Annotated in this window: 17 protein-coding genes; 8 read left to right on the top strand and 9 right to left on the bottom strand. The window is 67.3% G+C overall.

The window, feature by feature from the left end:
- Positions 1-42: 42 nt before the first annotated feature.
- The 9 genes from fdhF to GO608_RS03745 form a co-directional block, all read right to left on the bottom strand.
- Entirely contained in the window at positions 43-2,895 is a 2,853-nt protein-coding gene (gene fdhF / locus GO608_RS03785; protein ID WP_169198380.1) for a formate dehydrogenase subunit alpha, read from the bottom strand.
- Positions 2,892-4,646, bottom strand: a complete 1,755-nt coding sequence (locus tag GO608_RS03780; protein WP_169198379.1) for an NADH-ubiquinone oxidoreductase-F iron-sulfur binding region domain-containing protein — start codon at positions 4,644-4,646, stop codon at positions 2,892-2,894. The genes fdhF and GO608_RS03780 overlap by 4 nt, the downstream gene beginning before the upstream one ends.
- Positions 4,647-4,694: 48 nt before the next feature.
- Positions 4,695-4,859 carry a rubredoxin gene (locus GO608_RS03775; protein ID WP_082307941.1) on the bottom strand — a complete coding sequence of 55 codons (165 nt, stop codon included), beginning with the start codon at positions 4,857-4,859 and terminating at the stop codon, positions 4,695-4,697.
- 95 nt (positions 4,860-4,954) lie between these two features.
- Complete coding sequence (locus tag GO608_RS03770) at positions 4,955-5,371, bottom strand: benzoyl-CoA thioesterase (protein ID WP_169198378.1); 417 nt, start codon at positions 5,369-5,371, stop codon at positions 4,955-4,957.
- A 2-nt stretch (positions 5,372-5,373) separates the two neighbouring features.
- A complete protein-coding gene (locus tag GO608_RS03765; RefSeq protein WP_169198377.1) occupies positions 5,374-6,147 on the bottom strand; it encodes an alpha/beta fold hydrolase in 774 nt (257 codons plus the stop codon).
- 139 nt (positions 6,148-6,286) lie between these two features.
- Complete coding sequence (locus GO608_RS03760; protein ID WP_169198376.1) at positions 6,287-7,474, bottom strand: ABC transporter substrate-binding protein; 1,188 nt, start codon at positions 7,472-7,474, stop codon at positions 6,287-6,289.
- A gap of 74 nt (positions 7,475-7,548) precedes the next feature.
- The gene (locus GO608_RS03755; protein ID WP_169198375.1) at positions 7,549-9,150 is read right to left on the bottom strand and encodes a benzoate-CoA ligase family protein; all 1,602 of its coding nucleotides are present in this window, start codon (positions 9,148-9,150) and stop codon (positions 7,549-7,551) included.
- Between the two features lie 147 nt (positions 9,151-9,297).
- Positions 9,298-9,771, bottom strand: a complete 474-nt coding sequence (locus GO608_RS03750; protein WP_169198374.1) for a DUF4863 family protein — start codon at positions 9,769-9,771, stop codon at positions 9,298-9,300.
- 53 nt (positions 9,772-9,824) lie between these two features.
- A complete protein-coding gene (locus GO608_RS03745) occupies positions 9,825-11,402 on the bottom strand; it encodes a 3,4-dehydroadipyl-CoA semialdehyde dehydrogenase (RefSeq protein ID WP_169198373.1) in 1,578 nt (525 codons plus the stop codon).
- A gap of 332 nt (positions 11,403-11,734) precedes the next feature.
- Here GO608_RS03745 and GO608_RS03740 point away from each other — a divergent pair, with 332 nt between their 5' ends.
- The 8 genes from GO608_RS03740 to GO608_RS03705 all read left to right on the top strand — a co-directional run bounded on the left by GO608_RS03740 (position 11,735) and on the right by GO608_RS03705 (position 22,069).
- A complete protein-coding gene (locus GO608_RS03740) occupies positions 11,735-12,637 on the top strand; it encodes a helix-turn-helix transcriptional regulator (protein WP_169198372.1) in 903 nt (300 codons plus the stop codon).
- 27 nt (positions 12,638-12,664) lie between these two features.
- On the top strand, positions 12,665-14,338 hold the full coding sequence (gene boxC, locus GO608_RS03735; RefSeq protein WP_169198371.1) for a 2,3-epoxybenzoyl-CoA dihydrolase: 1,674 nt from the start codon (positions 12,665-12,667) through the stop codon (positions 14,336-14,338).
- Positions 14,339-14,383: 45 nt separating this feature from the next.
- Positions 14,384-15,805 carry a benzoyl-CoA 2,3-epoxidase subunit BoxB gene (gene boxB / locus GO608_RS03730; protein ID WP_169198370.1) on the top strand — a complete coding sequence of 474 codons (1,422 nt, stop codon included), beginning with the start codon at positions 14,384-14,386 and terminating at the stop codon, positions 15,803-15,805.
- A 61-nt stretch (positions 15,806-15,866) separates the two neighbouring features.
- On the top strand, positions 15,867-17,117 hold the full coding sequence (gene boxA / locus GO608_RS03725) for a benzoyl-CoA 2,3-epoxidase subunit BoxA (RefSeq protein WP_169198369.1): 1,251 nt from the start codon (positions 15,867-15,869) through the stop codon (positions 17,115-17,117).
- A 32-nt stretch (positions 17,118-17,149) separates the two neighbouring features.
- A complete protein-coding gene (gene pcaF, locus GO608_RS03720; protein ID WP_169198368.1) occupies positions 17,150-18,358 on the top strand; it encodes a 3-oxoadipyl-CoA thiolase in 1,209 nt (402 codons plus the stop codon).
- A gap of 29 nt (positions 18,359-18,387) precedes the next feature.
- Positions 18,388-18,969, top strand: a complete 582-nt coding sequence (locus GO608_RS03715; protein ID WP_169198367.1) for a hemerythrin domain-containing protein — start codon at positions 18,388-18,390, stop codon at positions 18,967-18,969.
- Between the two features lie 155 nt (positions 18,970-19,124).
- Positions 19,125-19,685, top strand: coding sequence for a phasin family protein (locus tag GO608_RS03710; protein ID WP_169198366.1), 561 nt, complete (start codon positions 19,125-19,127; stop codon positions 19,683-19,685).
- A gap of 332 nt (positions 19,686-20,017) precedes the next feature.
- Positions 20,018-22,069 carry a M1 family metallopeptidase gene (locus tag GO608_RS03705; RefSeq protein WP_169198365.1) on the top strand — a complete coding sequence of 684 codons (2,052 nt, stop codon included), beginning with the start codon at positions 20,018-20,020 and terminating at the stop codon, positions 22,067-22,069.
- Positions 22,070-22,163: the final 94 nt, after the last annotated feature.

Raw genomic sequence — 22,163 nt, 5'->3', positions numbered from 1 at the left:
ACCGGAGGATAGCCGCCGCCGCGCCGCGGCCATCCTCGTGCATCACGCTTGCGCCCGGCTTGCGGCGCTCAACTTCACCGCGCAGTACTTGAACTCCGGGATCTTGCCGAACGGGTCGAGCGCCGGCTGCGTCAGCAGGTTCGCCGCCGCTTCGACGTAGCAGAACGGCATGAACACCGAGCCGCGCTGCACCGCTTCGTCGGCGCGCGCTTCGAGCACGATCGCGCCGCGCCGCGTCTCGACGCGGACGCGCGCGCCGGACTCGAGCGCCTGCGCGGCGAGGTCGTCCGGATGCACCGAGCACCACGGCAGCGGCTCGAGCGCGTCGAGGACATCGGCGCGGCGCGTCATCGAACCGGTATGCCAGTGCTCGAGCACGCGCCCGGTCGTCAGCACCATCGGGTAATCGGCGTCGGGCAGTTCGGCCGCCGGCAGCGGGCCGACCGCGACGAAGCGCGCGTGACCGCTCGAAGTGGGGAAATCGGTCTCGAACAGCACCGGCTGCGACGGCTCGTCCACAGCGAACTTCGGCGCGACGACCGCCCCTTCGGCTTCGAGCGCAGCCCACGTGATGCCGGCGTAGCTCGGCAATGCGCGGCGCAGTTCGTCGAAGATCTCGTGCGGGCCGTCGTAGTCCCACGCGAGGCCGAGGCGCTGCGCGACCTGCTGGATGATCCACCAATCGGGGCGCGCGTCGCCGGGCAGCGGCAGCACCGGGCGCGTGAGCTGCACGAGGCGGTCGGTGTTCGTGAAGCTGCCGGTCTTTTCCATCAGGCTCGACGCCGGCAGGATCACGTCGGCGAGCATCGCCGTCTCGGTGAGGAACAGGTCCTGCACGACGAGGTGCTCGAGCCCGGCGAGCGCGGCGCGCGCGTGCGCGAGGTCGGGGTCGGACATCGCCGGGTTCTCGCCTTCGATATACATGCCTCGGATATCGCCCGCGAGCGCGGCGTCCATGATCTCGACGACGGTGAGGCCCGGCACGTCGGACAAAGGCGTCTCCCACAGCGCCTCGAACTGCGCGCGGATCGCCGGATCGGCGACGTGCTGATAGTCCGGGAACATCATCGGGATCAGGCCGGCGTCGGAGGCACCCTGCACGTTGTTCTGGCCGCGCAGCGGATGCAGCCCGGTGCCGCGCCGCCCGATCTGGCCGGTCATCAGCGCGAGCGCGATCAGGCAGCGCGAATTGTCGGTGCCGTGGATATGCTGCGAGATGCCCATGCCCCAGAAGATCATGCTGTTCGGGCCGCGCGCGTAGAGGCGCGCGACTTCGCGCACGGTCTCGGCGGCAATGCCGGTGATCGCTTCGACGCGCTCGGGCGGGTATGCGAGTGCCGCGGCGCGGAACGCGTCGAAGCCGCTCGTGCGCGCCGCGATGAACGCTTCATCGGTGAGCCCTTCTTCGATGATCACGCACGCGAGCGACAGGAGCAGCGTCACGTCGGCGTCCGGGCGGAACTGCAGGTAACGATACGCGTGGCGCGCGAGCGGGGTTTCGCGCGGGTCCATCAGGACGAGTTTCGCGCCCCGCTCGACCGCGTTCTTCATGAACGACGCCGCGACCGGGTGGTTCGACGCCGGGTTCGCGCCGATGACGACGATGACGTCGGCGAATTCGACATCGCGCACTGGGTTCGACACTGCGCCCGAGCCGATGCCTTCGAGCAGCGCGGCGACCGACGACGCGTGGCACAGCCGCGTGCAGTGGTCGACGTTGTGCGTGCCGAAGCCCACGCGCACGAGCTTCTGGAACAGATACGCTTCCTCGTTGCTGCCTTTCGCCGAGCCGAAGCCGGCAAGCGCGTGCGGGCCGTGGGCAGCCTTGATGCGCGCGAGCCCGGCGGCAGCGACGTCGAGCGCTTCGTCCCACGTCGCTTCGCGGAACGCGCCGAGCGGGTTCGCGGGGTCGAGATCGACCGATTTCGGCATGCCGGCTTTGCGGATCAGCGGTGTCGTCAAGCGGTGCGCGTGGCGTGGGTAGCCGAAGCCGTAGCGCCCTTTCACGCACAGCCGCGCGGCGTTCGCCGGGCCGTCACGGCCTTCGACGTGAATGATTTTCGCCGTCGGGCCGTCGCCGGCGACGTGATAGGTCATCTGGCAGCCGACGCCGCAGTACGGGCACAGGGAATCGATCGCGCGCATCGCGGGCTCTGCCGCGGGCGCGGCCGGCTCGACGGCCGGCGCAACCGCTTCCGGCTTCGTTGCGAACGGACCGGCCGGCCCGGTCATGGCCGTGCCGGCGGTCTGCTCCGGGAAATCCGCCAGCGCCGCCGGCAGCAACGCGCCGGTCGGACAGGCCTGCACGCATTCGCCGCACCCGACGCACGAGGACGTGCCCATCGGGTCGTCGAAGTCGAACACGATCGCGGTATCCGCGCCGCGCCGGGCCAGCCCGATGACGTCATTGACCTGCACTTCGCGGCATGCGCGCACGCAGCGCGTGCACTGGATGCACGCGGCGAGGTCGACCGCGATGCCGGGGTGGCTGCGGTCGGGCACGGGCTGTGCGCGTGGCGCGAAGCGCGAACCGATCACACTCAGCTCACTGCACCAGTGCGCGAGCTCGGAGTCGGGCTTCTCGGCCGCGGCGGGCACGTCGGCGCGCAAGAGTTCCAGCACCAGGCGCTGCGACGCGCGGGCGCGGTCGCTCGTCGCTTTCACCTTCATGCCGGGTTTCGGGGCGCGGCAACAGGACGGCGCGAGCACGCGCTCGCCGTCGATCTCGACGACGCACGCCCGGCAGTTGCCGTCGGCGCGCATGCCGTCGGTGTAGCACAGGTGCGGGATGTCGACGCCGGCGCGGCGCGCCGCGAGCAGGATCGTCTCGCCGGGTTGCGCATCGATTTCGCGCCCGTCGAGTTCGAAGCGGACGGGGTTCGTCCGAGCGTTCATGCCGCGCCCTCCTCTTTCTTCGTGGCGCCCACTTCGTGCGGGAAGAAGCGCAGCACCGATTGCATCGGGTTCAGCGCGGCCTGGCCGAGGCCGCAGATCGAAGCGTCCATCATCACTGTTCCGAGTTCGGTCAGCAGCGCCGCGTCCCACGCCGGCTGTTTCATCAGTTCGGCCGCTTTCGCAGTGCCGACACGGCACGGCGTGCATTGGCCGCAGGATTCGTGCGCGAAGAATTCCATCGCGTTTTCGGCGAGCACGCGCGCGCGGTCATGCTGCGAGAACACGACGATCGCCGCCGAGCCGATGAAGCAGCCGTATTCGCCAAGCGTGTCGAAGTCGAGCGGCACATCGGCGAGGCGCGCCGGCAGCATGCCGCCGGACGCGCCGCCGGGGAAATAGCCGTACAGCTCGTGGCCTGGCAGCATGCCGCCGCAGTGCTCCTCGACCAGTTCACGCAGCGTGATGCCGGCGTCGGTGACGACGACGCCGGGTTTCGCGACGCGGCCGCTGACGGAGAAGCTGCGCAGCCCCTTGCGACCGTTGCGGCCGCGGCTCGCGAACGGGTCGGGTCCGCCCGTGACTGCGGGCGCGACGATATCGCGCACCCACCACAACGTCTCGAGGTTGTGTTCGAGCGTCGGGCGGCCGAACAGGCCCACTTCGGCAACGTACGGCGGGCGCAGCCGCGGCATGCCGCGCTTGCCTTCGATCGACTCGATCATCGCCGACTCTTCGCCGCAGACATACGCGCCGGCGCCGCGGCGGATCTCGATCGGCGGCAGATCGGGCCACGCGGCGCGCACGCAGTCGAGTTCCTCCGCGAGCAGACGGCGCAGCGCCGGGTATTCGTCGCGGATGTAGATCCAGATGCCGTCGATGCCGACGACGTGCGCAGCGATCAGCATGCCTTCGATGAAGCGGTGCGGATCGGTCTCGAGGTAATGGCGGTCCTTGAACGTGCCCGGTTCGCCTTCGTCGATGTTGACTGCCATCAGGCGCGGCGCAGGCTGCGCGGCCACCGTGCGCCACTTGCGCGCGGCCGGGAAGCCCGCGCCGCCGAGACCGCGCAGGCCGGCGGCGTCGAGCGCGGCAACGACCGCATCACCTGCGATTTCACCGCTGCGCACCGCGTCCCACAGGCGGTAGCCGTCAGCCGCGCGGTACGCATCGAAGCGGACCGCGTCGGGCAGCGGCTCGTCACGTTCGCCGCCCGCGACCACTGCGGCGACGCGGTCGGCATCGGCGTGCAGCACCGGGCGCTGTCCGACGACTGCGACCGGCGCACTGTCGCAGCGCCCGACACACGGCACGCGCTGCACGCGCACGTCCGCGCCGAGCCGGCTCCCGAGCGATGCGGCAAGTTCGGCGCCGCCGGCCATCGCGCAGCCGAGCGATTCGCACACACGCACCGTCAACGCCGGCGGCGCGGCTTCACCTGCGCGGACGATGTCGAAATGATGGTAGAAGCTCGCGACTTCATAGACTTCGGCGCGGGCGAGCTTCATCGCGTCGGCGAGCGCGGCGAGGTGGTCGACGTGGAGCGCGCCGTGCTCGTCCTGCAGGCGGTGCAGGTATTCGATCAGGCGGTCGGCGCGCGGCGTCTCGCCGGCGAGTGCGGCCGATGCGGCGAGCCGAGCCGACGCCGGCAGCGGCTCGCGCCGTCGCGGCCGGTCCGCCGATCGTTCGCGGGATCCCTTGGCCGGGCGTGCGCCCGCGCTGCGCTGCTTCTCATCGATCATGCTCGTGCTCACGATTGCGCCTCATCCGGTCCTTGATCCGTTCGAAACCGTCGCCGGCTTTCAGTCCTCGGCGACGGTAAAGTTGCTTTTCGGCGTGCCGCAGTCCGGGCACACCCAGTCGGCGGGCACGTCTTCCCACTTCGTGCCGGCGGGGATGCCTTCGTCGGGCAGGCCGTCGGCTTCGTTGTACGGGAAATAGCACGCGGTGCATTGATACGTGGCCATGATGTCGGTCCTTGTCTCTGTGGGTCGGGTTCGGGGTTGGGTGCGGGGGCGGATCTGTTTGTGATGTTGCTGTTTTGTCTGGCTTGCGTTCGGGCTCAGGACTGCGCGAGGAAGCGGCTGAAGCGCTCGCGCCATTCGCCTTCGATCGGCGTTGCGCGCGGCGCTCCACCGAGGTCGGCCCAGACGACGGTCTGCTTCGCGCGAAAGCGCACTTCATCGCCCATCGCGGCAGTCGTCGTGATGTCCATCGACGTGTTGCCGATGCGGTTCACGACCAGCGTGAACGTCAGATCGTCGCCGTGCATGCTCGGCGCGATGAAATCGACTTCGAGGTGGCGCATCGGCACACCGCGCCGGATTTCGGCGTGGAGCTTGTAGAAGTCGATGCCGATGCCTTCATCGAACCAGTCCTCCACAACTTCGTTGCACAATACCAGGCACTGCGGATAGAAGACGATTCCGGCCGGGTCGCAGTGGTGAAAGCGGATGGATTTCTTGCATACAAATTCCATATTCAGTCCTCGAGGATGCGGGAAACGAATTCGCCGACCGCGTCGATCACGGCGGCCGGCTGGTCCTTGTGCGGCGAATGGCGGCAATCGGCGAGCTTGACGAGTTCCACGTCGGGCGCCTGCGCGGCGATGCGCTCGATCTGCGCCATCGTGCCGTATTCGTCGTCCTCGCCCTGGATCGCGAGCACCGGGCAGAGGATGCGCGGGACGTATTCCTCGATGTTCCACGCGCGAAAATCCGGGTGCAGCCAGATGTCGTTCCAGCCCCGGAAAGCGGCGTCGACATCGGCGTGGTGCTTGGCCAAGCGCGTGCGCAGGTCGGTCGTCTGCCACGCGACTTTCGCCTGCGCGATGCTCGACACCGAGATGTCCTCGACGATCACGTGCGGCGCCATGACGATGACGGCGGTCAGCGGCGTCGCGGTGCCGCCGGCGCAGATCAGCGCGATCGACGCGCCGTCGGAATGGCCGAACAGGATCGGGTGCTCTAACCCCAGCGCGGCGAGCAGCGCCGGCAATACGTGCAAGCCTTCGTCGTGCATGTAGCGCGTGTCGCGCGGCAGCCGGGCGGGGCCGGATCGGCCGTAACCGGCGCGCGAATAGACCACCGCTTCGCAGCCGGTCGCATCCGCGACTTTCTGCGGGAAATCGCGCCACATCGCGACCGAACCGAGGCCTTCGTGCAGGAACACGATCGCCGGGGCGCCGCCGCGCGGATGCGCCGATGGCAGGCGGACGTACTCGAGGCGCGTATCGCCGACTTGTACCTGTTTCACTTCAAACTCCCGATGTTTCCTGAACGGATGATTATTGCCCGCCGCGCTTCGCAGCACGCGGCACGCGTCGGACCGCCTCCGGCGCGTCGCCGCACGCCGGAACAAGCGGATCGACAGGGATGAAAACGGGCCGCGCTTCTTACATCGAGCAGCCGCGCGCGGGATCGGCGAGCGCTTTCTGGGCGACGCCGACGAGCTTGTTCTCGCGCCCTTCGACTTCGCGCAGATAGACGTCCTGCACCGGGTTGTGCGCTTTCGACATCGTGAACGCGCCGCGCGGGCTGTCGATCTTCGCCGACTCCATCGCCTTGATCATCGCCGCCTGGTCGAGCTTGTCGCCCTTGACCGCTTCGAGGCCTGCGCCCAGGAGCTGCGCTGCGTCATAGCCGTGCACCGCATAGACGTCCGGTTTCAGGTCGTAGGCCGCTTGGTACGCGGTGCGGAAGCTCTTGTCCTTCTCGTTCGTCAGGCCGTCGGCGTAGTGCAGCGTCGTCAGCACGCCTTCGCCCGCGCCGTTCATCGCGTCGAGCGTGCCTTCGGTGAGGTAGCCCGTGCCGTACAGCGGGATTTTCGCCTTCAGCCCGGCGGCGTCGTAGTCCTTGACGAACTTCGCCGCGCCGCTGCCGACGAAGGATGCGAACACTGCATCCGGCTTGAGATTCGCGATCTCGTCGAGCAGGTGCCGGAAGTCGACGCTCGGGAACGGCACGAAAAGCTCTTTCGCGACCTTGCCGCCGGCCTGCTCGAACGCTTCCTTGAAGCCGGCGGCCGACTGATCGCCAAAGGAATACTTCCACGACACCGTGACGACGTTCTTGTGGCCGCGCTCGGCAGCAAGCTTGCCCATTGCGTATGCCGGCTGCCACGTCGACATCGAGGTGCGGAACACGGTCGGCGCGCACAGCGAGCCGGTCAGCTCGTCGTTGCCGGCGGTCGGGATGATCAGCAAAGTGTCGGTGTCGCGCGCAACTTTCGCCATCGCCAGCGCGGCCCCCGAATGCACCGTGCCGACGAGCACGTCGACCCGGTCGCGCTTGATCAGCTTGCTCGCGTTCTCCGTCGCCGTCGCCGGGTCCGACTTGTCGTCGGCGAAGAAGTATTCGACTTCGCGCCCGCCGAGCTTGCCGTCGTGCTCGGCGACATGCTGCTTGAAGCCGTTCGTGATGGCGTTGCCGATCGCCGCGTAAGTGCCGGTGTACGGCAGCAGCAGCCCGACTTTGACCTTGTCGGCGCCGTGCGCGAGCGCCGGCAGCAATGCCGCGCCGGCAATGCTGACTGCGGCGACGGCGCCGGCAAGGCTGCGCCACTGTCGTTGCGAATGCTTCACTGATCGTTCCTCCTGTCATCGGGATAATGGGGCCATGCTGCCCCATTATCCTTTACGACCCGGACAACGCGCCATCAACGCGCCGCGCCCAGCGCGCGCAGCTTGAAGCGCTGGATCTTGCCGGTGGCGGTCTTCGGCAGCTCGTCGACGAACTCCATCCAGCGCGGATACTTGTACGGCGCCAGATGCGCCTTGACGTGCTGCTTGATCGATTCGGCGAGCGCCGGCGTGCCGCGCACACCCGGCTTGAGGACGATGAAGGCTTTCGGCTTGATCAGCTGGTCGTCGTCTTCGTGCCCGACGACCGCCGCTTCGAGTACCGCCTCGTGTTCGATCAGGCACGATTCGACTTCGATCGGCGACACGTAGATGCCGCTCACCTTGAGCATGTCGTCGTTGCGCCCGGCATAGACGTAGTAGCCGTCGGCGGTGCGCGAATACTTGTCGCCGCTGCGCGTCCACGGCCCCTGGAACGTGTCGCGGCTCTTCGCGCGGTTGTTCCAGTACATCGCGGCGCTGGTCGGTCCGGAAATCTGCAGTTCGCCCGGTTCGTTCGCGCCGTCGATGACGAAGCCGGCATCGTCGATGAGGCGCAGCTCGTAGCCCGGCACGGCCTTGCCGGTCGTGCCGTAGCGGACTTCGCCCGGGCGGTTCGACAGGAAGATATGCAGCATTTCGGTCGAGCCGATGCCGTCGAGGATCTCGACGCCGAAACGCTCGGTCCAGCGCCGGCCGATGTCTTCGGGCAGCGCTTCGCCGGCCGACGTGCAGACACGGATCGCGAGCTCGCCCCCTTTCGGGCAATCCGGGCTCGCGAGCATCGACGCGTACAGTGTCGGCACGCCGTAGAAAATCGTCGGACGGTGCTCGCGCAGCCGCCGGAAAGCGGCTTCGGGCGTCGGGCGCTCGGCCATCAGCACTCCGGTCGCGCCGGCCGCGAGCGGGAAAGTCAGGCCGTTGCCGAGACCGTAGGCGAAGAACAGCTTCGCCGCCGAGAACACGACGTCGTCCTCGCGGATGCCGAGGATCGGCTTCGCGTACAGCTCGTAAGTCTGGATCAGGCTCGAATGCACATGCACCGTGCCTTTCGGCGCGCCGGTCGAGCCCGACGAGTAGAGCCAGAAACACGCTTCGTCGCTGGTCGTCGGCGCAGTGCGGAACTGGTCGGAAGCGCCGTCCATCAGCGCGGCGAGCGAATCCGCGGCTTGCGAAGCTTCCGCGCCGGCGATGACGAGGCGCTCGAGGGTCGGCACGCGGTCGAGCAGCGGCGCGAACGTCTCGGCGAGCGGCGCGGAGACGACGGCGATGCGCGCGCGGCAGTCGCCGAGCATGTATTCGTAATCCGACTGCGTCAGCAGCGTGTTGACCGCGACCGGTACGACGCCGGCCTTGATCGCGCCAAGGAACACGGTCGGGAAGTCGATCGTGTCATGGACGCACACGAGGATGCGCTGCTCGCGCATGATGCCGAGCGCGCCGAGCGCGTTGGCGAAGCGGTTCACCCGCGCCGCGAGTTCGTCATAGGTATAGCTGCCGGCGTCGTCGATGAACGCGACCTTGCCGCCGCGCCCGGCGGCCAGGTTGCGCCCGATCAGGTCGTCGGCCGCGTTGTAGTCGCGGGGCAGGGTGATTTTCGGCGAACCCGCGGCGGGCTGCGCCGCGCTGAGCGTGTGCATTCTGTCTTTCCTCCGTTTGCCCGGCTCGTGCCGGGTCGTGTCGTCCGTCACCGGTCCTGACGCCGGTGCTTTCGCTGGTTCGAAGCCCTCGCCGGCCGCGATTCCCGGAACGTGGATGCGGGGCGGCTGCCGCTCGGATGTGCGGATTCAGGCTGCAGTGCGCGTGAACTCGATCGCGCCCTGCGGCAGCAGGTACAGCACGTACGCGCGGCCGCCGCTGACGGTCGGACGATGCACGCTGCCCGGCCCATAGACGAACCAGCCGGCGCCGTGGCCGTCGAATTTCGCGTCGCCTTCGAGCGGCATGATCATGTCGATCTCGCCGTTCGGGTGTGCGTGCTGCGGCCCGACGACGTTCGACATCTCGACGACGTCGACGCTGAAGCCGTGGATTTCCGGGCACGGCTTGACGACGCGACCGAACTTGATGCCGCCGTGCTCGCGCTCGCACATCCAGCCGGCGGCGACGGCGTCGCGGCACGCCGCGGCAATCGCGTCGAACTCCGGGCTGCCGGGCGGAAAGCGTTCGTTGAGGAATGCTTCGAGCTGCTTGTCGAGCGGCCGGCCCTGGATCTGTTCGGTCACGTTCGCAATCAGCGCCCGGAAGTTTTCAGCGGTCATCGTCGGGGTCTCCTGTCGGGATTGGGTGCAAATCTTATTATTTATAGCTGGTTTCAGCTGCCGAGCAGCGCGGCGTCGGCGGCGTCGCGCGACAGCGCTTCGAGTAGCGCCGGGCCGCCCTGGACGACGCAGCGCCGGTGGTACGTCGCCAGTGCGCGCAGGCCGCCGAGCTCCTCGCCGCCGCCGGCACGCCCCGGCCCGCCATGCAGGCAGGTCGGCATGACGTTGCCGTGGCCGGTGTGGTTCGTGCCAACGGCCGCATCGACGACCATCACGCGCCCATGCAGCTCGGCGATGCCGGGGACGAGCTCGGCGAGGAACGCCGCGTCGCCCGAATACACCGACGCGACGAGCGAGCCGCGGCCGCGGCGCGCAAGCGCGATCGCCTCTGCCGTGTCGGCGTACGGCACGATCGTCGCGACCGGCCCGAACACTTCGACGTCATGGACGTGGCGGGCGTCGAGTCCCTTGTCGCAGTACAGCAGCGTCGGCTGCACGAACGCCGAGACGGCCGGATCGGCATCGACCGGAGCGAAATCCGCGTCGCCGCCGAACACCGTCTCGCATTCCTCGCGCAGCTTTGCCAGTCCTTCGAGCGCCGCGGCCTGCTGCGCGCGGCTGACGAGCGGCCCGACGCGCACGCCTTCGCTCTTCGGATTGCCGACGCGGTACGAGGCGAGCTTCGCGGCAACCGCGTCGGCGAGCGGCCGGCTTGCCGCCGCGGGCGCGAAGACGCGACGGATCGCGGTGCATTTCTGCCCGGTCTTGATCGTCATCTCGCGCACGATCTCCTTCACCGCGAGATCGAACTCGGGCGTTCCGGGCTGCGCATCGGGCCCCAGGATCGCGCAATTGATGCTGTCGGCTTCGATGTTGATGCGCACCGAGCGGGCGACGACGTTCGGATGCGTGCGCATGCGCGCCGCGGTGTCGGCCGAGCCGGTGAAGGAAACCACGTCGCATTCGCCGACGTGATCGAGCAGGTCGCGCGCCGAGCCGCACACGATCGACAGCGCGCCGACAGGCAGGATGCCGGCCTTGACGACGTCCTCGACCATGCGCTGCGTCAGCCACGCGGTCGGCGTCGCCGGCTTGACGAGCACCGGCACGCCGGCGAGCAGCGCCGGAGCGGCTTTTTCCCACAATCCCCACGCCGGGAAGTTGAACGCGTTGATGAACACCGCGACGCCGGAGAGCGGCATCAGGAAATGCTGGCCCTGGAACGCGTCGGTCTTCGCCAGCGCGACGCGCGCGCCTTCTTTCAGGTGACGCGCCGGGCCGAGCGCCTTGCCGGCGCGCACGTAGCTTTTCAGCGTGAAGATCGCGCCATCGACGTCGAACGCGGCGTCCGCTTCCGTCGAGCCGGAATTGCGCAGCGCAATGTCGAAATATTCTGCACGGTTCGCGCTCAGCACTTCGACGATCGCGCCGAGCAGCGCGGCACGCTGTTCGTAGCCGAGCGCGCGCAGCGCCGGCCCGCCGGTGTTGCGCGCGAATTCCAGGGCCCGTCCGGTATCGATGCCTTCGGACGAGACCCGCACCAGTTCCTCGCCGGTGACCGGATCCTGCAGCGCGATGCCGTCGCCGGCGCCTTCGAGCCATTGCCCGTATACGTAATTAGCCAGTTTCACGTTGTCTCCTCGTCCTCTTGTTTCTGCATCGCCCCCGCACACTCAAGGTCGATGACGGGTTGGGGCGGTCGCGCATCGGGCGCGACTCGTGGAAATAGAATACACCCGCCTTATCCTTCGTCAAGAACTTTACTGCACTATTTCGCTCGGCGATTGCCTGCACGCTGCACTTTTTCTCGTCAAAGCAGCAGCACGCCCTAACTTGCATGGCACTTTTCTGCAGTCTACTTCCTCTACACTCAAAACAAAATGCACTTTACCTCTTGACGTCGCTTAAAGCCTGCACTATTGTTCAACCCAACAGCACCGGCAACTGCATGACAGGAACCAAGATGAGCTTCAAGACCGAATCCGACGCGAACCCTGTGGAGCACCGTGACGACACTGTCGCTGGCGCCTCCACGCTGCTGCCGACCCTCGGGCGGCGGGTGCGCGAGATCCGGGACCGGCGCGGCATGACTCGCAAGCTCGTGGCCCGCGAGGCGGGCGTCTCCGAACGCCACCTCGCGCACCTCGAAGGCGGCGAAGGAAACGTGTCGATCTTGCTGCTCGACAACATCGCTCGTGCGCTGGATGTGTCGCTGACCGACCTGCTCGCGCCGGAGACCGAAGACACGGTCGAACGCCGCCTGATCCGCCGCTTTCTCGAGCGCCTGCCGCAGCACCGCCTCGAAGAAGTGGTGTTCCGGCTGATGCGCGACTTCGGCCACGACGAAGCGGTGCGCAGGAAGCGCATCGCGCTGATCGGCCTGCGCGGCGCCGGCAAGTCGACGCTCGGCGGACGGCTGGCGCGCGAGGAAGGCATGCCGTTCATCGAGCTCGACCGCGAGATCGAGAAGGAAACCGGCATCCCGGGGCGCGAGATTTTCGCGCTGTACGGCCAGTCGGGGTATCGCCGCATCGAGAAGCGCACGCTCGAACGCGTCATCCGCGAGCATCCGCGGGCGGTGATCTCGATCGGCGGCGGCGTCGTGTCGCAGCCCGAGACTTTCGAGCTGCTGCTGTCGAACTGCCTGACGATCTGGGTCAAGGCACAACCGGAAGAACACATGGCGCGCGTCATGGCCCAGGGCGACCTGCGGCCGATGGCGGGCAACGACGAGGCGATGGATGACCTCAAGCGCATCCTCGACGCCCGCGAGCCGCTGTATGCGAAAGCGGATACCGTCCTCGACACGACGGGCGAGACGGTCGATCAGAGTTTCATGAAGTTGCGCCAGCTCGTAATGAGCTGACCCCCCACGAGAGAAGAGGAGACAGAGATGGAAGCAGTCGCGAAGAACCAGGAAACCGCCGTCGAGCGCGTCGATTACCGTACCGAGCCGTCGAAGTACCGCCACTGGTCGCTCGCGACCGACGGCGCGATCGCGACGCTGACGCTGAACATCGACGAGGACGCGGGCATCCGGCCGGGCTACAAGCTGAAGCTCAACTCGTACGACCTCGGTGTCGACATCGAGCTGCACGACGCGCTGCAGCGCGTGCGCTTCGAGCACCCGGAAGTGCGCACCGTCGTCGTCACGTCGGGCAAGCCGAAGATCTTCTGCTCCGGCGCGAACATCTACATGCTCGGCCTGTCGTCCCACGCATGGAAAGTGAATTTCTGCAAATTCACGAACGAGACGAGAAACGGCATCGAGGATTCCAGCCAGTATTCGGGCCTCAAGTTCCTTGCCGCGTGCAACGGCACGACCGCCGGCGGCGGCTACGAGCTGGCGCTCGCCTGCGACGAGATCGTGCTCGTCGATGACCGCAACTCGTCGGTGTCGCTGCCCGAAGTGCCGCTCCTGGGCGTGCTGCCCGGCACCGGCGGCCTGACGCGCGTCACCGACAAGCGCCGTGTGCGCCGCGATCACGCCGACATCTTCTGCACGATCTCGGAAGGCGTGCGCGGCAACCGCGCGAAGGAATGGCGCCTCGTCGATGACGTCGTCAAGCAGCAGCAGTTCGCCGAGCACATCAAGGCGCGCGCCGAAGCGCTCGCCGCGCAGTCCGACCGTCCCGCAAACGCGAAAGGCGTGCAGCTCACGCGCCTCGAGCGTAGCGACGACGAAAACGGCTACCACTACGAGTTCGTCGACGCCGCGATCGACGCGGCCGCCCGCACCGTGACGCTGACCGTGCGCGCCCCGTCGGCCGTGACCGCGAAGACCGCCGCCGAAATCGAAGCCGAAGGCATCAACTGGTGGCCGCTCAAGATGGCGCGCGAACTCGACGACGCGATCCTGAACCTGCGCACGAACCACCTCGACATCGGCCTGTGGCAGCTGCGCACGACGGGCGACGCCCAGATCGTGCTCGACATCGACGCGACGATCATCGAGAACCAGGACAACTGGTTCGTCCGCGAAACGCTCGGCATGCTGCGCCGCACGCTGTCGCGGATCGACGTGTCGTCGCGCAGCCTGTACGCGCTGATCGAGCCGGGATCGTGCTTCGCCGGCACGCTGCTCGAGATCGCGCTCGCCGCCGACCGCAGCTACATGCTCGACGCGGCCGAAGCCGAAAACCGCATCGGTCTGTCGGCGATGAACTTCGGCCCGCTGCCGATGGCCAACGGCCTGTCGCGCATCGACGCGCGCTTCTATCAGGAAGAAGCGCCAGTCGCCGCCGCGAAAGCGAAGGAAGGCAGTCTGCTGACGCCGGCCGAAGCGCTCGAACTCGGCCTCGTGACCGCGATCCCCGACGACCTCGACTGGGCCGACGAGATCCGCATCGCGATCGAGGAACGCGCCGCGCTGTCGCCGGACGCGCTGACCGGCCTGGAAGCGAACCTGCGCTTCGGCCCGGTCGAGACGATGAACACGCGGATTTTCGGCCGCCTGTCGGCATGGCAGAACTGGATCTTCAACCGCCCGAACGCAGTCGGCCCGACCGGCGCGCTGAAGCTCTTCGGTTCCGGCAAGAAGGCGCAGTTCGACTGGAACCGCGTGTAAACCCAACGCAGCCCATACTTACAAAACACCCCGAGGAGCACAGAGATGATCAACTACAGCGAACGGATCCCGAACAACGTCAACCTGTCGGAAAACAAGACGCTTCAGCGCGCGCTCGAGCAGTGGCAGCCGTCGTTCCTGAACTGGTGGGACGACATGGGCCCGGAGAACTCGACGAACTACGAGGTCTACCTGCGCACCGCCGTCAGCGTCGATCCGAAAGGCTGGGCTGATTTCGGCCACGTCAAGATGCACGACTACCGCTGGGGGATTTTCCTCGCGCCGCAGGACGGCCAGAAGAAGATCACTTTCGGCGAGCACAAGGGCCAGGACGTGTGGCAGGAAGTGCCGGGCGAATACCGCTCGACGCTGCGCCGCATCATCGTCACGCAAGGCGACACCGAGCCGGCATCCGTCGAGCAGCAGCGCCACCTCGGCCTCACCGCGCCCTCGCTGTACGACCTGCGCAACCTGTTCCAGGTGAACGTCGAGGAAGGCCGCCACCTGTGGGCGATGGTCTACCTGCTGCACGCGCACTTCGGCCGCGACGGCCGCGAGGAAGGCGAAGCGCTGCTCGAACGCCGTTCGGGCGACGCCGACAACCCGCGCATCCTCACTGCGTTCAACGAGAAGACTCCGGACTGGCTGTCGTTCTTCATGTTCACATTCATCACCGACCGTGACGGCAAGTTCCAGCTCGCCTCCTTGGCCGAATCGGCGTTCGACCCGCTCGCCCGCACCTGCAAGTTCATGCTGACCGAGGAAGCGCACCACCTCTTCGTCGGCGAATCGGGTGTCGCCCGCGTGATCCAGCGCACCTGCGAGATGATGAAGGAGCTCGGCACCGACGATCCTGCGAAGCTGCGCGCCGCCGGCGTCATCGACCTGCCGACGCTGCAGAAATACCTGAACTTCCACTACAGCGTCACAAGCGACCTGTACGGGGCCGAGATCTCGTCGAACGCCGCGACCTACTACACGAACGGCCTCAAAGGCCGCTTCGAGGAAGAGAAGATCGGCGACGACCACCAGCTGCAGAACTCGGAATACGAAGTCATGGACGTCGCCGGCGACCAGATCGTGACGCAGCGCGTGCCGGCACTGTCGGCGCTGAACGAGCGCCTGCGCGACGACTGGATTGCGGACGTGCAGGCCGGCATCGACCGCTGGAACCGTATCCCGGCGAAATTCGGCTTCAACTTCCGCTTCACGCTGCCGCACAAGGGCTTCAACCGCCGCATCGGCATGTTCGCCGGCTCGCATGTCAGCCCGGATGGTCGCCTGCTGTCCGAAGCCGAATGGACGCACCAGCACAGCAACTGGCTGCCGACCGAGAGCGACCGCCTGTACGTGCATTCGCTGATGGGCCAGTGCGTCGAGCGCGGCAAGTTCGCGAACTGGATCGCAGCGCCGGGTCGCGGCATCAACAACCAGCCGATCGACTTCGAGTACGTGCGTTTCAACTAAGCCATCGCAAAAACGGGGGACGGGCGCAGGCCCGCCCCCGCCCCAGTGGAGAGAGACAGCCATGAACGCGCCCGTAGAGCACGCAATCGCCAAGCAGCATCTGATCGACCCGGAAATCTGCATTCGCTGCAACACCTGCGAGGAGACCTGCCCGGTCGATGCGATCACGCACGACAACCTGAACTACGTCGTCAATTTCGATATCTGCAACGGTTGCCTCGCGTGCGTGCCGCCGTGCCCGACCGGCGCGATCGATTCATGGCGCAACGTCGAGCGCGTCAAGCCGTACAGCCTCGAAGAACAGTTCAAGTGGGACGTGCTGCCCGACACCACCGAGCTCGACAACGTCGATGCGCCGTTCGCGGTCGCGCGCCCGGAGGACGACCTGCCGGCCGAAGTGCAGCACATCACCGAAGTCGCCACTGCCGGCCAGGGTGGCCCGGCGCTCGCGCCGTGGTCCGCGTCGCATCCGTACGTGAACCTGTACGCACCGACGCGTCCGATCACCGCGACTGTCACCGGCAATTACCGGCTTACCGACGCGGACGCTTCGAGCGACATCCATCACGTCGTACTCGATTTCGGCTCGACGCCGTTCCCGGTGCTCGAAGGCCAGTCGATCGGCATCATCCCGCCGGGCACCGATGAGAAAGGCCGCCCGCACCTGCTGCGCATGTACTCGGTCGCGAGCCCGCGCAACGGCGAGCGTCCGCACTACAACAACCTCGCGCTGACGGTCAAACGCGTCACCGAGGACCATGAAGGCAAGCCTGCGCGCGGCATCGCGTCGAACTACATCTGCGACCTGAAAAAAGGCGACAAGGTGCAGGTCACCGGGCCTTACGGCTCGACTTACCTGATGCCGAACCATCCCGGCTCGTCGATCATGATGATCTGTACCGGCACCGGCTCGGCGCCGATGCGCGCGATGACCGAGCGCCGTCGTCGTCGCCTCGCGCAGAACGAAGGCGGCGAGCTGGTGCTGTTCTTCGGCGCACGCGCGCCGGCCGAGCTGCCGTACTTCGGCCCGCTGCAGAAGCTGCCGAAAGACTTCATCGACATCAACTTCGCGTTCTCGCGCGTGCCCGGCGAGCCGAAGAAATACGTGCAGGATTCGATCCGCGAACGCGCCGACAAGGTGTTCCGGATGCTCAACGACGACAACTGCTACATTTACATCTGCGGCCTGAAAGGCATGGAATCGGGCGTACTCGAAGCATTCCGCGACATCTGTCGCGCGAACGGCGCGGACTGGGAGGCGCTGCAGCCGAAGCTGCTGGCCAACGCGCGTTTCCACGTCGAAACCTACTGACCCTCACCGCAGAAGGAAAAGGAAAAGCCCTCATGACCCGCCCCGTCTTCATCTGCGACGCGATTCGCACCCCGTTCGGCCGCTATGGCGGCACGCTGTCCAGCGTGCGCGCCGATGACCTCGCCGCGCTGCCGATCAAGGCGCTCGTCGAGCGCAACCCCGGCGTCGACTGGCAGGCTGTCGACGACGTGCTCTACGGCTGCGCGAACCAGGCCGGTGAAGACAACCGCAACGTCGCGCGCATGGCCGCCCTGCTCGCCGGCCTGCCGGTCGAAGTGCCCGGCAGCACGATCAACCGCCTGTGCGGCTCCAGCCTCGACGCGATCGGCATGGCCGCGCGCGCGATCGGTGCAGGCGAGACCGAGCTGATGATCGCCGGCGGCGTCGAGAGCATGAGCCGCGCGCCGTTCGTGCTCGGCAAGGCTGACAGCGCATTCTCGCGCAGCGCGAAAATCGAGGACACGACGATCGGCTGGCGCTTCGTGAACCCGCTGATGAAAGCGCAATACGGCATCGACTCGATGCCCGAGACCGCCGAGAACGTCGCCACCGACTTCGGCGTCAGCCGCGCCGACCAGGACGCGTTCGCGCTGCGCAGCCAGCAGCGCTGGGCTGCCGCTGCGGAGCGCGGCTTTTTCGAGCGCGAGATCGTGAAAGTCGAAGTACCGCGCAAGAAAGGCGAGCCGCTCGTGCTCGCCGCCGACGAGCATGCGCGTCCGGACACGACGCTGGCGACGCTCGCGAAGCTCAAGGGCGTCGTGCGCCCTGACGGCAGCGTCACCGCCGGCAACGCGTCCGGCGTCAATGACGGCGCATGCGCGCTGCTGCTGGCTTCGGAAGAAGCGGTCAAGCGCCACGGCCTCACGCCGCGCGCCCGCGTCCTCGGCAGCGCCGCGGCGGGCGTCGCGCCGCGCATCATGGGCATCGGCCCGGCACCGGCCACGCTCAAGCTGCTCGCACGGCTCGGCATGTCGGTGCGCGACTTCGACACGATCGAGCTCAACGAAGCGTTCGCCGCGCAGGGGCTCGCCGTGCTGCGCCAGCTGGGCCTGCCGGACGACGGCGCGCACGTGAACCCGAACGGCGGCGCGATCGCGATCGGCCATCCGCTCGGCGCATCCGGCGCACGGCTCGTGACGACGGCGCTGAACCAGCTCGAAGCCACAGGGGGGCGGTTCGGCCTGGCGACGATGTGCATCGGCGTCGGCCAGGGGATCGCGCTCGCAATCGAGCGGGTGTAATCCGTCCCGCACGGGAAAAGAGGTCCAGCGTGAAACCGGAAGCCATCCAGATCATCAGGGACGAGCATCTCGCGATCAGCGCAGTGCTGTATTCGCTGCGCTACCTCGTCAAGGAGATGCGCCGCGGAGCGGTGCCGAATTTCCCGGTGTTGCGCGCGATCCTCGACTACATCGTGTCCTATCCGGATCGCTGGCACCATCCGAAAGAAGACAAGTATCTGTTCGCCGCAGTGCGACGCCGCACGCGCGAAGCCGACGGGTTGATCGCGCGCCTCGAACGCGAGCATGCGCTCGGCTATCCGATGGTCGACGAGCTGAAAAAGCAGCTCGTCGCTTTCCAGGGTGGCGACGGCGACGCGCGCGACGCGTTCTTCGCTGCTGCCGACCGCTACGCGGAACTCGAATGGGAGCACCTGCGCACCGAGGAAGACGTCTTTCTGCCGATCGCCGAACGGGTGCTCGATGCCGAGCAGTGGGCCCAGATCGCGGTCGCGTTCCGCGAGAACGACAACCCGCTGTTCGGCATCAAGCCGCGCGAAGAAGCCGAAGCGTTATACCAGCGCATCCTGAAACTGGCGCCCGCGCCGATCGGATTCGGCAGCAGCGCATGAGTCGGTGCTGCGTAACAAATGTTGCAATGCACAAAACATCTTGACCTGTCGGGGCCGACGACTACAATGGAATTGTGCACTGCAGCAGGATAATCTTCCCCGACCTCGGGCCTGCCTGCGATTGCCGAATGTTTCGACCCCTCCAGGAGCGTGCCATGACCAATACCCCCAACCCGTTCAGCGACCTCGCCAAGCCCGCGCTCGACACGTACCTGAAGTCCGCGACCACGGCTTTCGAGTCCGTCGAGCGTCTGATTGCCCTGAACCTGAACACGGCGCGTTCGGCGCTGGAAGACGGCAGCGGATTCGTCCGCGCGCTGCTTGCGGCGAAGAATCCGACGGAAATCCTCGATCTGCAGTCGTCGTTCGCCCAGCCGCTCGCGCAGAAATCGCTTGCGTACTACCGCAGCGGCTACGAGATCGTCGCGCAGAGCCTCGAAGAGTGCCTCAAGCCTTACGAAGCGCAGTTCGCCGAGGCGAACAAGCTCGCGATCATTGCAATCGAGAAAGCGGCCCGGTCCGTGCCGGGGGGTGGCGAGGTCGCAGTTGCCGCGATGCGCTCGGCAATTGCAACGGCGAACTCGACCTATGAGAGCGTGACGAAGGCAACTCGACAGGCTGTCGAAATCACCGAAGCCAACGTCGCTGCGACAGCCGACGCGACGATCAAGGCGATCGAAGCGAACGCTGCCGCGACGCACAAGAAGAACGACTGATTTTTCGCGACGGCGGCCTCGCGACCGTCGTCCTAAGTTGGGTCCTCAATTGCATCAGACTTTCCGGCGCCTTCGGGCGCCGGAGTTTTTCCCGGCCGGACGATCCTTGCCCGGAACCTCCCCGATTTCGCCTGCGTCAAAACTCGTTGAGTTCCTTTCCCGTTGTTGCCTCGTCAGGAGCGCGACCGTGAACCAGCAGACCGTCTCGGCGCACTCCGCGCCCCCCAGCACCGCCCACGTCAAGCCTCGTCCGTATCCCGCCCCCGAACGCGTCCCGGGTGCTTCCACCCGGAGACATCTGTGTTGAGCGACGCTGCGAGAGCCGCGGACAAATGTTTCACGCTATCTCCCTGCTGATCATGCTGTCGCTTCCGGTGATCCTGAATCCCGCCTCGGCGCAGATGTCGCCGATCGGGGCGGCTGCGGCCAGCGCGCCGGCCGCAACCTACCGGCTCGCCGTACGCCTCGACCCCGGCCGGCGCGAGCTGTCCGGCGAAGCCGAAATCACGATCGACAGCGAAGCCGCGTTCGAGCTCCTGCTGAGTGCCCGCTTCGAAGCGGGCCCGCTGCGCATCGACGGGGAGCCTGTCGAGCTCTGGCCCCACCGTCAAGGCGCGCTGCAGCGGTGGTCGGTTCCCGCGGGAGTAGCCGGACGCACCCTCGCACTGTCTTGGCACGGCACGCTCGCAGCTCTTGCGCCCGGCGTCGAACATCGCGACACCCTCGGCATGCAGGAACCGGTTGCGGATCCTCACGGCAGCTTCCTCCCATCGTCCAGCGCGTGGTATCCGCTGGCCGCACGCCAAGGTCGCGCGCTGCTGCACGCGTTCACGCTGAGCATTGACCTTCCCGAAGGGCAACACGGCCTCGTCGCGGGCCACCTGCAGTCCGAGGCCGCACGCGGCGGGCGGCTCGTCACCCGGTTCGAGTTCCCGCACCCGGCCGAAGGCATCGACCTGATCGCCGGTCCGTACCGCATCACCGAGCGGCACGTGCGCTCGAGCGACGGCCGGCCGATCGTGCTGCGCACTTATTTCCACGGCGAACTCGCGCCGCTCGCCGCCGGCTATCTCGACGCGGTCCGCGACTATCTCGCGCTGTACGAAAGCTGGATTGGCCCCTATCCGTTCACGAGCTTCGCCGTCGTCTCGAGTCCGACCCCGACCGGCTTCGGCATGCCGACGCTGACTTATCTCGGCATCGAGGTGCTGAAGCTACCGTTCATCAAAGCCACCTCGCTCGGCCACGAGGTACTGCACAACTGGTGGGGCAACGGCGTCTATCCCGACTACGCGAGCGGCAACTGGAGCGAAGGGCTGACGACGTTCATGGCCGACTACCATTACGCCGAGCGCGCTGGCGCAGACAAGGCGCGCGCGATGCGCCAGGGCTGGTTGAGGGAGCTGTCGGGCATTCCGCCCGGTGCCGACCGGCCTCTGGCAGCTTTCACGTCGCGCACGCACGGCGTCGACCAGGCGATCGGCTACGGCAAGGCGGCGATGATGTTCGTGATGCTGCGCGACCGCATCGGCGAGCCGGCGTTCGATCGCGCGATCCGGCGTTTCTGGCAGACGCAGCGCTTCCGCGTCGCCGACTGGGACGACCTGCGCACGGCGTTCGAAGCGGAGTCGCGCCAGCGGCTCGAACACTTCTTCGCGCAGTGGCTCGAGCGTGCCGGCCTCGCCGAAGTCGCGCTCGTCGAAGGGCGAGCCGCCGAGGACCACGTGGCCGTGACACTGACGCAGCGCGCGCCGCCGTACGTCATCGAAGTGCCGCTGCGCATCGGCACGACCGATGGCGACGAAACCCGGCGCGTGCGGCTCGAGCGCCTCGAACAGCGCTTCGAACTCGAACTCGGCGCGGAGGAAGCAGCGACCCGCATCACCCTCGATCCCGAGAACCGGCTGCTGCGGCGGCTTCATCGCCAGGAAGCGCCGCCGATTCTGCGTGAGCTCCAGTTCGATGAACGGACCGCGCTCGTCACGCTCGGCGACGCGACTTTCACGACCTCCGCACGGTCGCTGGCGATGCGCCTGCTCGATCATCGGTTCGGGCCGCAGGCTGCGGAGCTCCCGCCCGACGACCGCCCGCTGCTCGTGATCGGAGAGCACGGTCACGTCCTGCGCTGGCTCGAGAGTCACGCACTCCCGCCCCCGCCGCCCGAGGTCGCCGGAAAAGGCACGCTGCGAATGTGGACGCTGCGCCTCGATTCGGGGGTTGCGCTGGCCATCGTCGCTGCCGCCGATGCGGGTGCCGTCACCGCTGCAAGCCGCCCGTTGCCGCACTACGGACAGCAAAGCTGGCTGGTCTTCGACGGCGCGAAAGCCGTCGCGCGCGGAGTGTGGGCGGCGGAGCCGGTTTCCGTCCCGGTGAGTCACCGTTAGGGTCCGGCACCGGGACGGCGGCGCGTCAGCGCCGGCGTTGTCTGCCCGAGCCCGAGGCCGGCTCCCCACGCTGGGGGCGCAGAGCAGCTCCGGG

This window comes from Aromatoleum buckelii (assembly GCF_012910785.2).
Taxonomy (GTDB): Bacteria; Pseudomonadota; Gammaproteobacteria; order Burkholderiales; family Rhodocyclaceae; genus Aromatoleum; species Aromatoleum buckelii.
The sequence above is the reverse complement of the archived record's forward strand: the minus strand, read 5'-3'. Positions and strand labels throughout refer to the sequence as shown.